The sequence below is a fragment of the Rhizobium sp. WYCCWR10014 genome (assembly GCF_001657485.1).
GTDB lineage: Bacteria > Pseudomonadota > Alphaproteobacteria > Rhizobiales > Rhizobiaceae > Rhizobium.
This window is the reverse complement of sequence record NZ_LXFU01000027.1, coordinates 63,290-76,480: the sequence shown is the minus strand read 5'-3', so window position 1 is coordinate 76,480 and position 13,191 is coordinate 63,290. Positions and strand designations below refer to the sequence as shown.

At 59.4% G+C, this 13,191-nt stretch carries 13 protein-coding genes and 1 tRNA gene; 9 read left to right on the top strand and 5 right to left on the bottom strand.

Annotation, left to right across the window (positions count from 1 at the left end; translation table 11 throughout):
* Nucleotides 1-23: 23 nt before the first annotated feature.
* Nucleotides 24-866, bottom strand: coding sequence for a universal stress protein (locus tag A6U98_RS06915; RefSeq protein ID WP_064648899.1), 843 nt, complete (start codon nt 864-866; stop codon nt 24-26).
* Between the two features lie 108 nt (nt 867-974).
* Nucleotides 975-1,751 (bottom strand): competence/damage-inducible protein A, encoded by a 777-nt coding sequence (locus A6U98_RS06910; protein ID WP_064648896.1) that lies wholly within the window; start codon nt 1,749-1,751, stop codon nt 975-977.
* A 285-nt stretch (nt 1,752-2,036) separates the two neighbouring features.
* Here A6U98_RS06910 and wrbA point away from each other — a divergent pair, with 285 nt between their 5' ends.
* The 4 genes from wrbA (at nt 2,037) to A6U98_RS36655 (ending at nt 5,894) form a co-directional block, all read left to right on the top strand.
* Nucleotides 2,037-2,633, top strand: a complete 597-nt coding sequence (wrbA, locus tag A6U98_RS06905; RefSeq protein ID WP_064648894.1) for an NAD(P)H:quinone oxidoreductase type IV — start codon at nt 2,037-2,039, stop codon at nt 2,631-2,633.
* A gap of 903 nt (nt 2,634-3,536) precedes the next feature.
* Nucleotides 3,537-5,465, top strand: coding sequence for a hypothetical protein (locus A6U98_RS06900; RefSeq protein ID WP_064648892.1), 1,929 nt, complete (start codon nt 3,537-3,539; stop codon nt 5,463-5,465).
* Nucleotides 5,466-5,495: 30 nt separating this feature from the next.
* A complete protein-coding gene (locus tag A6U98_RS06895; RefSeq protein WP_064648889.1) occupies nt 5,496-5,714 on the top strand; it encodes a hypothetical protein in 219 nt (72 codons plus the stop codon).
* Nucleotides 5,715-5,779: 65 nt separating this feature from the next.
* A tRNA-Ala gene (locus A6U98_RS36655) sits at nt 5,780-5,894 on the top strand.
* 282 nt (nt 5,895-6,176) lie between these two features.
* Here A6U98_RS36655 and A6U98_RS06890 read toward each other — a convergent pair.
* Nucleotides 6,177-6,551: a VanZ family protein gene (locus A6U98_RS06890; protein WP_064648887.1), complete on the bottom strand. Its 375-nt coding sequence runs from the start codon at nt 6,549-6,551 to the stop codon at nt 6,177-6,179.
* 239 nt (nt 6,552-6,790) lie between these two features.
* Between A6U98_RS06890 and ilvA the strand changes: the two genes are divergently transcribed.
* The 3 genes from ilvA (at nt 6,791) to A6U98_RS06875 (ending at nt 9,912) form a co-directional block, all read left to right on the top strand.
* Complete coding sequence (gene ilvA, locus A6U98_RS06885) at nt 6,791-8,041, top strand: threonine ammonia-lyase (protein ID WP_064648885.1); 1,251 nt, start codon at nt 6,791-6,793, stop codon at nt 8,039-8,041.
* Between the two features lie 37 nt (nt 8,042-8,078).
* Nucleotides 8,079-8,405 carry an HlyU family transcriptional regulator gene (locus A6U98_RS06880; RefSeq protein WP_003538786.1) on the top strand — a complete coding sequence of 109 codons (327 nt, stop codon included), beginning with the start codon at nt 8,079-8,081 and terminating at the stop codon, nt 8,403-8,405.
* Nucleotides 8,406-8,640: 235 nt separating this feature from the next.
* Nucleotides 8,641-9,912 (top strand): GGDEF domain-containing protein, encoded by a 1,272-nt coding sequence (locus A6U98_RS06875; RefSeq protein ID WP_064648883.1) that lies wholly within the window; start codon nt 8,641-8,643, stop codon nt 9,910-9,912.
* A 7-nt stretch (nt 9,913-9,919) separates the two neighbouring features.
* Here A6U98_RS06875 and A6U98_RS06870 read toward each other — a convergent pair whose 3' ends face one another.
* A complete protein-coding gene (locus A6U98_RS06870; protein ID WP_064648881.1) occupies nt 9,920-10,696 on the bottom strand; it encodes an SDR family oxidoreductase in 777 nt (258 codons plus the stop codon).
* A gap of 108 nt (nt 10,697-10,804) precedes the next feature.
* Here A6U98_RS06870 and A6U98_RS06865 point away from each other — a divergent pair, with 108 nt between their 5' ends.
* Complete coding sequence (locus tag A6U98_RS06865; protein ID WP_064648879.1) at nt 10,805-11,380, top strand: TetR/AcrR family transcriptional regulator; 576 nt, start codon at nt 10,805-10,807, stop codon at nt 11,378-11,380.
* Nucleotides 11,381-11,429: 49 nt separating this feature from the next.
* On the opposite strand, the gene A6U98_RS06860 is transcribed toward A6U98_RS06865, so the two are convergent.
* On the bottom strand, nt 11,430-12,044 hold the full coding sequence (locus A6U98_RS06860) for an FMN-dependent NADH-azoreductase (RefSeq protein ID WP_064648877.1): 615 nt from the start codon (nt 12,042-12,044) through the stop codon (nt 11,430-11,432).
* 139 nt (nt 12,045-12,183) lie between these two features.
* On the opposite strand from A6U98_RS06860, the gene A6U98_RS06855 reads away from it, so the two are divergent.
* On the top strand, nt 12,184-13,152 hold the full coding sequence (locus A6U98_RS06855; protein WP_064648875.1) for a LysR family transcriptional regulator: 969 nt from the start codon (nt 12,184-12,186) through the stop codon (nt 13,150-13,152).
* The last annotated feature ends 39 nt before the right edge of the window (nt 13,153-13,191 follow it).

Here is a 13,191-nt window from a genome sequence, read left to right as displayed (position 1 = left end):
CGGCAAAAGGCAAGAGCAGCCAATCAACGCGATAACAGGGTCAGCGCCGTCATCGATTGCAGCAAGGTCTTCGTCGTGCCGCCGAAGATCATCTGCCAGAGCCAGGAATGCGTATAGGCGCCCATGACGAGAAGATCGATGCTGCTGTCCGAAAGCCGGTTTTCGATGACATGCGATGCGCTCTTGTCCACACTTTGCGCCGTCGAAAGCGTCGTCTTCACGCCATGACGTGCAAGCGTCGCGGCGATGTCGGCACCAGCGGTCAGCGGCGATTGCAGCGCCGTGTCGGCCGGATCGACCGAAAAGATCTCCACCTCGTCGGCGGCTTTGAGGATCGGCAGCGCGTCGAAGGTCGCGCGCGCCGCCTCCTTCGAGCCGTTCCAGGCGATCAGCACGCGCTTGATCGGCTTCGGCTGGCGAATGATATAGGGGATCATCAGTACCGGCCGACCGGTTTCGAAAAGGAAACTGTCGACGTCGACGTGGCTGTCGGAAGGTCTGGCCGGGTCAGCCTGCGATGCGATCAGGAGGTCGGCGCTGCGGGCACTTTCGATCAGCGGTGCGGAGCCATAGCCAGTGGATGTGGCAAAGCTGCGCCATTCGGAGGAGGCGCCTGATGCCTCCGCCTTCGCGCGAAAAATGCGCTCGACGGCAATCGTTTCGCTATGCGCCATATCCTGCAGCGCCTGCACGGCAACGGGATCGGGGATTTCCATCGGCGCCACCAGCGGCACGGCAGAGATGATTTCGGCATGCAGGCCGATCACATGGGCGCCGCTTTCAGCAGCGATGGCAAAGGCGAAATCGGCAACCGCGGTACTATTGTCTGATGTATCGAGAATGGCGAGAATGGTTTTGTAAGACATATCAATTCTCCTTGCGCTGAAATGGCTTGCGCGAGGGAAGGAATGCTTCGGACCGTTCTCCTGTTCCTTGATAGGGATCAAGGATGGCCTCCAGGTCCGGCTTTGCCCTCAAGCCTCGGCGGAATGGTTTTCGGCGATGTCCTTCCTTTGGCGGATGGCGTCGATCATCGCACGCACCTCGGCGCCGGCCGCATCGATTGCCGTCTGCGAGCGGCCACGCACGACAATCTCGGTCGAAAATTTCTGGCCGATATAACGCGGGTAGGAACCGATGCTGGTTTCCGGATGTGCTTTCTGGATCGCGGTCAAGGGTGTGCCGATCTCGCCTTCGCCGTAAGGGCAGGCGATGGCGAGCGAGAGCACCGGCGTGCCGGTTCGAAGCGTCGGCAGCACATTGTCGACCATCGCCTGAAAGACCTGCGGCACGCCGGCCATGACATGGACGTTGCCGATGATGAAGCCGGGCGCCGTCGAGACCGGATTGGCGATATGCACAGCCCCGCGCGGCATGCGCGCCATGCGCTGGCGCGCCTCGGTGAATTCCATCTCTCGGCGCCGGTACATCTCGGCAAGCAGTGTCATTGCTGTTTCGTCGTATTCGCAGGGCACGCCGAAAGCCTTGGAGATGGCATCGGCGGTGATGTCGTCATGCGTCGGCCCGATGCCGCCCGAGGTGAAGACATAATCATATTTGCCGCGAAGCGCGTTGAGCGCCTCGACGATCGCCTCCTCGTCGTCGGCGACGATGCGCACTTCCTTGAGGTCGATGCCGGAAAGTGTCAGCAAATCGGCGAGATGGCCGATATTTTTATCCTTGGTACGGCCGGAGAGAAGTTCGTCGCCAATGGCGAGCATGGCGGCGGTGACGACGATGTCTTGGCTCATGGGATGTTCCGTGATGTGAGGCTGGGAAATAGGTAGCGCCGTTCGGTCGCTTTGCAAACCCAGAGCATGATGCCGAAAAGTGCAGGCGGTTTTCGGACGACATCATGCGCTAACTCTTTAATTCGGGCGATGCGTCATTTTTGCCGAAATGAAAACCGCAAGCGAATTTTCGTCTCCGGGTGGTGAACACTGAGTTCTTCATAGCGGGGCTTTGTTCAACTATGCGCGCTGATAGAAATCGCGTCGGGCACGAAATTCAACCCGATGTTTCAAGGAAGATAGAAGATGGCGAAGGTTCTCGTCCTTTATTATTCGGCTTACGGCCATATCGAAACCATGGCCTATGCCGTCGCCGAAGGCGCGAAGTCGGCCGGTGCCGAGGTCACCGTCAAGCGCGTTCCGGAACTGGTTCCCGAAGACGTCGCCAAGGCTTCCTATTACAAGGTCGATCAGGCGGCTCCGATCGCCACCGTCGACGAACTGGCGGACTATGACGCGATCATCGTCGGCGCCGGCACCCGCTTCGGCACGGTCGCCTCGCAGATGCGCAATTTCTGGGATCAGACGGGCGGCCTCTGGTTCGCCGGCAAGCTCGTCGGCAAGCTCGGTTCGGTCTTCACCTCTTCGGCCACCCAGCACGGCGGCCAGGAATCGACCATCCTTGGCTTCATCCCGACCTTCCTGCACCAGGGCATGGTCGTGGCCGGCCTGCCTTATGCCTTCCAGGGCCAGATGGGCACCGAGGAAGTCAAGGGCGGCTCGCCTTACGGCGCTTCCACCATCACCAACGGCGACGGCTCGCGCCAGCCTTCCGAGATCGAGCTGGAAGGCGCAAAATACCAGGGCGCTTATGTCGCCAAGCTTGCTGCCAAGCTCGCCTGATCTTTGACGCCGGAATGAAGAGGTGCGGCGGGCGTGAGGCTCGCCGCGCCTTTTAGTACATTCGAAAAACGGTGCAGCTAACCCGAACATTGTCGAGCCAGTCCGCCTTCGTTCCTGACGGAACTACGGCGCGACAGCCTTCGCTCTGTGAGCTTTGGCTCGCCGAGCCGAAGCTCACAGAGCGAAGGCTGGTGCGGACGGCGGGGGTCGAACCCGCATAGCCTAGGCCGAGGGATTTTCTTACCGCTACGGCTTTCACCGCCGCCTTTCGGCGTTTGTGGTCTGGACTATACCTTCACCCTAGCTTTGCCTTAGGTGCTGCCCGTCTAGTCTCTACACCTTCCCCTGGCGGGGCTTGGCTCGGGATTGCCATCTGACAGGTTTCCCCGACTTTGAGCAGTTCTACAGCCGGCGTTTCCGCCAGTGCACTCAATTTTACCTTAAGTCCCTTGTGTCTACCGATTCCACCACGTCCGCGTGGTTCTCCCTGCTAACAAAGAGAGGCGGTATTCTCAACCGATATTCAATGGCTGGGAAACGATTCCGTTTCGAAGTTTGGAAGCCTATCACCCTCCACAACAATCTGATATCGGCTGGAGAGCCCAGTGCCGGATATCAGGCGTCGGGAACATGGCGTTCCAAAGGGTCGCTTCGAACGTCCAGCTGAATTCAAAGCGGCAATCCGGCATGCTGATTGCTGCAAGGTTGGGGACAGTCGATTGCGAAAAATCATGCCAGTTGGCATAGGATACATAACACAACTCTTGCGACAGAAAGCTTATTGAATTTCGCCGGACATTGGGACAAAGTGCCGGTAGGGGAGAGTTTGCGACTTATACTGTTGCAATACGCGCACGTCACTTTTCATTGTGAACGCCGGGACGTCTGGTGGCTAAAGGGCAAATGGCTTTTGTTCTGAAGACCTTTGGTAGGTTGCAGCTCATTGATGGGGATGGGAGCCTTGTCGCGTTTCCCGAGAAGGGCCTGCTGCTTCTCGCATATTTGTTTACGGCCGATCGGGGTTCCGCGGATCGAACGACGTTGGCGAGCTTTCTCTGGGGCGACGCCGACAGGGACGATTCGCTTGCGACCTTGCGTAAGTTGATTTCGAGAATGAAGGCCCGTCAAATTGAACTCGGGATAAACATGCTTTCGTCCCGCGGCAACATGGTCACTCTCGACCGCGACTCTCTGTCTTCCGACATCCTGCTATCAGAGACGGAGGAAGAGCTTGAACCGTTCTCCCGGCTTAAGCAGCTCGTGAAGCTGATGGACCAGCCTTTTCTGGGGTCGGTTCACAGTCATAGCCGTCCGTTTCAACGGTGGCTCGCCGAGCGCGAAATTTGCCATATCGCGCTTCTCGGAAATACATTGAGAACGGCGTCCCGACTGGCGCAGTCGCCGAAAGAATCCGAACTCCTGAGGAAGGCTGCAGTTATCCTCTTTCGCGCGGAGCCGAAGGATCCCGATACGCTGCAAATGCTCATAGAGATATTCCAGGCGGAAGAAGAGGTTGCGTCCCTTCGCAACCATTTTGAACAGCGGCGGAATGCGATTTTGCGAGGGATCGCAGCGCACACCAGATCCGACAGTGACGCCATATCCCTCCGTCCGACATCAGCGCCTTCACAGGCGAAACTCGAGACCGCTCTTCCCCTTGAGCCCCAGGATATCCGCATTGCAATTCCCCGCCTGGTGCTGCTTCCGCCCAAGAACCAATCCGTCCGCCCTCAAGCCGGTTTTCTCGCCGCATCTTTGGTCGAAGATATCACGATCGGATTTTGTGCTTTCAACAGCCTGGAGGTCATAGCCCCGTATTCAGCGGTTCAGATCGGCCATCACACGGAGACGCAGAAGGCCTTCTTTGAACGGCATCGCGTCAATTACATCCTCGATACCCGGATCAGCAATACGGGCGATGAAGTCACCCTGTTCGCCCAACTGATCTTTTTCGACCAAAATCAAATTGTTTGGGCCGAAAGATTCAGCCTTGATCATATGGATCTCGTCAAAGACCGGAGAACCGTCGCCCGACGGATCGCGCTGTCCGTATCCGGTGAAATCGAGCGCCACGAGGCGTTGCGCGAAGATCTGAACCCGGTCGCTTACCATCGATATCTTGTCGGCAGGCGGCACCTGGCGCGGTTGACGCTTCCGAACCTGCGGCGTGCGCGCAAGGAAATGAAAGCCGCCCTCAGCGTAAGCCCCGATTTCGCACCGGCGCAGAGTTCGATGGCGCGGACCTACTCGAAGGAATGGTTGCTAACAGCCCGAGGTGATATCGAGCTTTTGCAAACGGCGGAGACCTTAGCAAAGCAGGCCACCGAGACGCGTCCGGACTTCGCCGATGGGTATCGCGAGTTCGGAGTCGCCAAACTGTTGCAGGGGGCGTTTGACGAAAGCGCCGAGGCAATGGAAGTGGCGGAGAGCCTTGCTCCGCACTACGCCGACGTGATTGCCGACTACGCGGACACGTTGGTTCATTGTTCGCTCCCCGCCATGGCCTTGCGAAAGATCGAGCGGGCTATCGAGTTGAATCCGCTCGGTCCTGATACCTATTTTTGGACCGCCGCGGGAGCAAACTATGCCCTCGGCGAATTCGAGGCTTCGCTGGACTGCATTGGGCAGATGGCCGACCCTAGTCTGGCGGACAGGTTATCAGCCGCGAGCTGGGCGATGCTGGATCGTCAGGACAAGGCGCGGGTCTTCGTACGGAGATTTCGCGAAGGCAACCCCGACTTCGACGTGGACAAATGGTTGTCCGCGGTTCCAAGTAAAGAGCAATGGCATAAAGACCTTTATCGTGAGGGCCTGAAGAAAGCTGGATTTTAAACACCAATCATTAGAAGAGGGAAAGAAGACATGGCTACAGTTGTTATTATTAGTGTTGAAGGTGAAGATGGACTCTGGGTTGCTGATCTGACCGCCGGCACTGTAGTGCCGCTCCCGCTTCCCAAGTCGGGCGGGCTGAAAGTGGTGACCGATCTTCGAGCGACCGGCTCGACGGTGACGAAGGGCGTGAATTTGGCTGTGACAGTTAAGTCTGTGGAGGCGGCGCTCTCGGGCCATTATGATGGCTAAACGCGGATAATTTTGATGCTGTTGCGCGACGACGGCGAGTGGGGAGCTGACCTGCTCGCCGTCGAGCAGGCGTTGCATTGACCGTGATCATAGCCGTTCCGGTGCCGGTCAAGTGTACCGGGTCTCATCGGCAATGCCTCGGCTTTGGCTATACGGGTTCGATCCCCGTCGCCTGCACCACCTTCATAATCTCGTTCGAATATGCTTGTATTATGCCTGTATATTGTGGATAAAAGCGCGCTATTGCTTGCATAGGGCTTTTTCGGTGCAAGGATTGCGCCGCGGCGGTTGAGTAAGTGTTGTCTTGTGGGAGTAAGACGATGGTTTACGATTGGAGTGGGGCAAGGACTCGGCGCATCCGAGTCTTCAAGACCAGTGTCGCGCTTGTTCTGGGAACTGCGATAGCTGCGATACCACTGTTCATTTGGGCAGTGCAGTTGCGCGGCTTCTAATCGGGGATAATCAGCGTTCTGTGAAAGGAATCGGGTTTGGCGCCTTGGTCTCGCGCCACCTGTTGATCACCCAGCCGGCCAGCAGCCCGAGGGCGGTGCCTATTGCCTTGACGCCTGCGTCATGGAGGCGCGGATGGCGGGTCGGTGAGAAGTATTGCAGCCATTCGATGGCGAATGCGCCGACGATCAGCAGCATGGCGACCATCTTCCACTGTTTCGGATAGGCCAGCGCAAAGGCGAAGCCAAGGAGAAGATAGGCGACCGCGCGGTCGACATCGACCATCGTGACCGTATTCGGCCTCTCTCCGATCGGCGAAACGGTGACGAAGATGATGAAGGCCAGCAGTAGCCAGGCGAGCGGTCTTGCGAATTTGAATGTCATCATAGCTTCATATTAGTGGCCGTCCTTTTTATTGACAGTTAAAATCAGTTCATGTGCCGCCAATTTGGCGATTGGCTTAAGAAAGGCCTTCCCCGGGAGCAAAACCGGTCCCCAGCGGCGAACCCGGCCCCCGCGGAGTGAAACCGATGCGGGAGCGAACTGGAAATGGCCGAAACGGGCTTTCTTTTGCCGGTCGGCCTATGCCATAGCGGCGGTGGCTAACGTGAGAATGGACCACGCCCGTGACGAGACTTGATGTCGAAAGCGCCGAAGAGGCAATGCGCAGCCTGTTTCCGGCAACGCCGTTGCAGCTCAACGATCATTTGTCGGCCCGCTACGGTGCCGATATCTGGCTGAAGCGCGAGGATCTGTCGCCGGTGCGCTCCTACAAGATCCGCGGCGCCTTCAATTTCTTCCGCAAGGCGATCGGGCAGGGTGCTGCCGGCAAGACCTTCGTCTGCGCCTCGGCCGGTAATCACGCCCAGGGCTTTGCCTTCGTCTGCCGTCATTTCGGCGTGCCGGGCGTCGTCTTCATGCCGGTAACGACACCGCAGCAGAAGATCGACAAGACCCGCATGTTCGGCGCTGAATTCATCACCATCCGGCTGTTCGGCGACTTCTTCGACCAGTGCTACCAGGCCGCGCGCGAACATGTGGAGGCGGTCGGCGGCGTCATGGTGCCGCCCTTCGACCATGCCGACATCATCGAAGGCCAGGCAACCGTCGCCGCCGAAATCATGCAACAACTGCCGGAAGGAACAGTGCCGGACATGGTCGTCCTGCCGGTTGGCGGCGGCGGACTTGCCGCCGGCATCACCGGTTATCTCAACGGCACCGTGCCGAAATCGGCTTTCGTCTTCACTGAGCCAGCCGGCGCGCCGAGCCTTAAGCGCAGCATCGAGGCGGGCAAGGTGACGACGCTTCCCAAGGTCGACAATTTCGTCGATGGCGCTGCAGTCGCCCGGATCGGCGACCTCAATTTCGCCGCTCTTCGTGAGTTCCCGGCAAGCCAAGTGCAATTGATGCCGGAGAACGCCATCTGCGTCACCATTCAGGAGATGCTGAATGTCGAGGGCGTCGTGCTGGAGCCGGCCGGCGCATTGTCGCTGACGGCGATCGCCGCGATGGATCGCCAGGCGATCCGCGGCAAGACCATCGTCGCCGTCGTCTCCGGCGGAAATTTCGATTTCGAGCGTCTGCCTGACGTAAAGGAAAGAGCCATGCGTTACGCAGGGCTGAAGAAATACTTCATCCTGCGGCTCGCCCAGCGCCCCGGTGCGCTCCGGGATTTCCTCAATCTGCTCGGCCCTGACGACGATATCGCCCGCTTCGAATATCTGAAGAAATCGGCGCGCAACTTCGGCTCGATCCTGATTGGCATCGAAACCAAGGCGCCGGAGAATTTCGCCCGGCTGATCGGAAATTTCGAAGCAGCCGGCATGGGTTACGAGGATATCACCGAAAACGAGATCCTCGCCAATCTGATCATTTGACTTGGCGACAGCGATACGGTCGTGCTAAAGGCGGAGCATGGCTTCGTTCATTTCAAATATCTTTTCGATGTTCTCCGGCGGCGGCAAACCGGCTTCGGAGGCGGCAGGCCCTTCCGGCGAGCCGCAGCTTTACGGCGATTGCACGATCTATGCCGAGCCACGCAAGGAAGGCGGTCAGTATCGCCTTGCCGGCCGCATCGAAAAGAAGGTCGGCGACGAGGTGCTGGTGCGCAATTTCATCCGCGCCGATCTGTTTTCCTCCTCCGATGACGCGCTCGAATGCACGGTACGCAAGGCGCAGCAGATCATCGATCAGCATGGTTCGTCGCTCTTTGGCGACGGCGAGAAGCTCCGTCAGGTTTGAATCGGGATCCGGGCATAGGTCCTTGATGCCGGCTGCAACCATTCCTGTGTGTGACCCGGTTGCCCTCCGACGGGCGCAATCTCACTCACGCAATCTTAAAGGATTGCGGTGAAAGGTATCGCCTGCAGGATTTGCAGGAAACCCTCGTGTTTGACTGTTTCGGACGATTGATCAAAGGATTCGCTGTCGCGATCGCCGCGCTAGCAGGAGGTCGAACGTCCGGAGCTGAGGTCTCATGATGGAGACACTCAACCTCGCTCTCTTCGTCGTCGAAGCCATCGCCTATTTCGTGCTGATGGTGACGCTTCTGCATTTCCGTCACCGGCTCGGTCTCGGGGTTTTCCTGACGGCGCTCGGCGTCATGCATTTCATGGAGACCTATCTGGCGGCGGTCTTCTATGTCTCGCTGCCGTTCGGGGATGTGTCGCCGGGCTCATCCGTCTTCTTCTCCGGCAAGCTGATGATGATCCTGATGCTTTACCTGCAGGAAGATGCCGCTACGGTTCGCCAGCCGATCTATGGCCTCTTCCTCGGCAACCTGCTCACCGTCGGTATTGCCTGGGTCCTGCAGTTGCACCAGCCACTGCAGATATCGACCAACCACACACCCGACGTTGATTTCCTCAAGGAGATGGGCTGGCTGATGGTCTGGGGCACGGCGCTGCTCTATGTCGATTCGCTCGGCATCATCCTGCTTTATGAAAAACTCGGCGATTTCTTCCGCCGCCGCGTCGTCCTGCGTTTCCTGATTTCGGGCTTCGTGCTGCTGACCTTCGACCAGATCGGCTTCTTCGCCGCGCTGCATTACTTCCTGGATGTGCCGATCGCCGCATTCTGGGGTGGATGGAAGGCGAAAATGCTTGCCGTCTGCCTCTACGCGGCGATGTTCGCATTCTATGAATATCGTATTCGCCGTATCGGCGCAGCCGGGTCCGCACGTTCGATCAGCGACGTATTCGGTGACCTGACGTTCCGCGAGCGCTACAACGATCTGCTGGAGCGCACCGGCCGCGACATGCTCACCGGTGTCTACGATCGGACGCGCATGGAAATGGAAGCGCCGCTGATGCTGCTCGAGGCAATGAAGCAGGGGTCATTCGCCACCGTCCTCATTATCGACGCCGATCACTTCAAGGATGTCAATGACGGCTACGGTCATCTCCAGGGCGACGAGGTGCTGAAAGCGATCGCCGCTCGGCTCGGTACAACGCTGCGTTCCAGCGACCGCGTCTTCCGCTTCGGCGGCGAGGAATTCGTTGCCGTCTGTCCGGGCACCGACCACGAGGAAGGTCTGCTGCTTGCCGAGCGCCTGCGCTGGACGATCGCAACCAGCGTCAAGACGCCGGATGACAGGCCGATCACGGTCAGCATCGGCGTTGCGACTGCCGATGAGGACGGCGTCGATTTCACTGCCGTGCTGACGGCTGCCGACGGCAGGCTCTACGCGGCAAAGAAGAGCGGCCGCAACTGCGTCGTCGGCCGCTCCGGCGTGGTCAAGCTCAGCTGAAACTCATTCAGGCAGCGCGGAAGATCTTGGCGCCGGATGGCGCGCTCGTCATGCCGCCGTCGACGGTGATCTCGATGCCGGTGACATTGGCCGAATCATCCGAGGCCAGATAGAGCGCCGCCTTGGCGATTTCGTCGGCTTCGCTCATGCGGCCGAGCGGGCTCATCCCGCCGATGCGGGCCTCAAGCGCCGACATGGCGTCTTCCGTCTGGGCCATCGGCGACCAGATCGGCGTCCTGGTGCCGCCGGGCGTTACCTGATTGACGCGGATGCCGCGCGGCGCGAGTTCGGATGCCATATTGCGCGTCATTGCCCGGACTGCCGCCTTGGTCGCCGCATAGGCCGACCAGCCGGGAGCGCCGAGCACGGCATGCACCGAACCGTTGAGGATCACCGAAGCGCCGTCATTGAGATGCGGCAGGGCTGATTGCACCGTGAAGAAAACCGCCGTGAGATTGGTGCTGATGATCTGGTTGAACTGCGCCGGTGATGTCTCGCCGAGCGGCGTCGCGCCGCCGATGCCGGCATTGGCGAAGACGATGTCGAACTTGCCGACCTTTCCGGCGGCTTCCGCAAACGCCCTCTCGGTGGCAGCGGCATCGGTGACATCGACCTTCAGCGCCAGCACGCCGGCGCCAAGCGCCTTTTCGGCAGCCGCTAGCGTTTCCGGGTTGCGGCCGGTGATCACCACCTTGGCACCTTCGTCGATGAAGACCCTGGCGGTCGCAAGACCGATGCCGCTGTTTCCGCCCGTAATCAGGGCGACCTTGTTTCTTAGACGCATGATTCATGCTCCTCTTGGAATTGGCAACGATCTAGATTATGATCGTTATCTATAAGGATTATGATTATAATCTACATGAGTCAAGAGGCAGTGCCGGGGAGATTTCCGATGGGCCGTTCGCAGATGGAAAAACAGAAGACGCACGAGAAGATTGTCGAGACCGCGTCGAAGCGGCTGCGCGAGGAGGGGCTCGAAGGTATTGGCGTCGCCGACCTGATGAAGGAAGCCGGATTGACCGTCGGCGGCTTCTACAAGCATTTCGCCTCCCGCGACGATCTGGTCGCCGAGGCGATCCAGTCCGCTTTCGATTCATGGGGACGCAAGCTGGAGGCCGAGGGGGTGAACCCGGCGGAGATGACGGCCGCCGATGTCGCCGATCGTTATGTGAGCGCCTATCATCGCGACAATCCCGGTGAGGGCTGCCCTTTTGCCGCGCTGATCTCCGATATATCACGCAGCGGCGAGAAGGCGCGGGGGATTGCGACGGACGGGCTCAGGCGGAATTTCGCGTCACTGGCGAGCAAGGCTGCGGGAGCGGACGAAGGAGAAAGACGGCGCAAGGCAATCATGGCCTTCGCGATGATGGCCGGTGGCGTCGGCCTTGCCCGGATTTCGTCCGATGAAAAGCTCTCGGCTGAAATCCTGGCGACGGTCCGGGATTTTGTCGCCGATATCGACAAATGAAAAACGGCCGGCAAAGGCCGACCGTTCCATGGGAGCGTTGAAGAGCCGATCAGGCGGCCAGTGCGATTTCCTGGACGCGCGACTTGGCGGCGTCGATCGCCTTTTCGGCAGCTTCCGGACCGAAGGCCAGGCCTTCGACATAGATGGTCTCGATGTCGCTGATGCCGAGGAAGCCGAGAACCGACTTCAGGTACGGCACGGCATGGTTCAAGGGGGCGGCCGGGCCCTGCGAGTAGACGCCACCCGAGGCGAGCACCACGTAGACCTTCTTGCCGGTTGCGAGGCCGACCGGGCCGCTTTCCGTGTACTTGAAGGTCAGGCCGGCACGGGCAACGTTGTCGATCCAGGTCTTCAGCGACGAATAGATATTGAAGTTGATGAGGCCGGTGCTGATGACGATCGTATCGGCAGCGAGCAGTTCGTTGACGAGTTCGTCGGAAGTCTCGACAGCTGCGGCTTCCTCAGCGGTGCGGGCCTCGGCCGGCTTGCGGATCGCGCCGGTGAAGAGGTCATCGATATGCGGCAGCGGCTTGGCGGCAAGGTCGCGGCGAACGATGACGCTGCCCGGGTTCTGGCTCTTCAGCTTTTCGGCGAGATCGACGGCGATCGGCGTCGACAGCGATTCGGCACGCGGGCTGGACGTCAGAAGAAGGATGGACGACATGGTGCATTTCCTTTCGAATGGGAATTGACGGCCCGTTGCTGGGAGGTGAGCCGCAGTCTCGATGAGGAAAATAGGTCTGGCCTGCTATCGAAAAAACGGTGATAATGTCGATCGAAACTATCGATGGAATGGATAGAAGATGCTGCCGAACCCGACTCTGGACCAATTGCAGGTGTTTCTGACCGTTGCCGAGACCGGCAGCTTTTCGGCCGCTTCGCGGGTGTTGAACCGTGCACAGTCGGTCGTCAGCTATACGATCGCCAATCTGGAGGCGCAGCTCGAAGTGCCGCTTTTCGAGCGTTCCGGCGCACGTCAGCCGAAGCTGACGGAGGCGGGCAAGGCGATGCTGGAGGATGCGCGGCGCATTCTGGGCGATCTGCAAGTCATGCGGGCGCGCGTCAAGAGCCTGAGGGAAGGGCTCGAAGCGGAGGTTTCCGTCGCCATCAGTGTCATGGTGCCTTCGCGAGCCCTGGTGGACGTCCTCCGCGAATTCCGGGAGATGTTTCCATCCGTTTCGTTAAGCCTCAATGTCGGTGAGCTCGGAATGGTCATGGATCTCGTCCTCAGCGGCAAGGCGACGATCGGGATTGGCGGCGCAGTCGTCAAGCAGGACGATTCGATTGTCACGGAGCGTATCGGTCATTCCTTCATGTTGCCGGTTGCCGCGCATAACCACCCGCTTGCCGGAATCGGCCGGCCGCTGACGCTCGGCGACGTGCGCGAGGAAGTGCAACTCGTCGTCACCGATGCGTCGGGACGAACGAAGGGGCGCGATTTCAACGTTCTCTCCTACAAGACATGGCGTGTCAGCGATATTGCGACGAAGCACCAGCTCCTCAAGGCCGGCCTTGGCTGGGGCGGCCTCCCGGCTTCCGTGATTCATGACGATCTGACGAGCGGCAGGCTCGTTCATCTCGATCTGGATGCCTACGAACAGGGGGAGTATCCGATATATTCGGTGCGTCAGCTCGCCAACCCGCCCGGACCTGCCGCCACCTGGATGATCGACGCGTTCCGCTCGCGGCTTTCCGCCTGCCCGAGCCAAGCCGATTTCCATGCTCAGATAGCGGAACTCCAAGAAGCTGGTACACCGCTCGCAGCCGAATGACGAAGGCGCGGGTGCCGCGCCTTCGCTGGTATTGTCTTC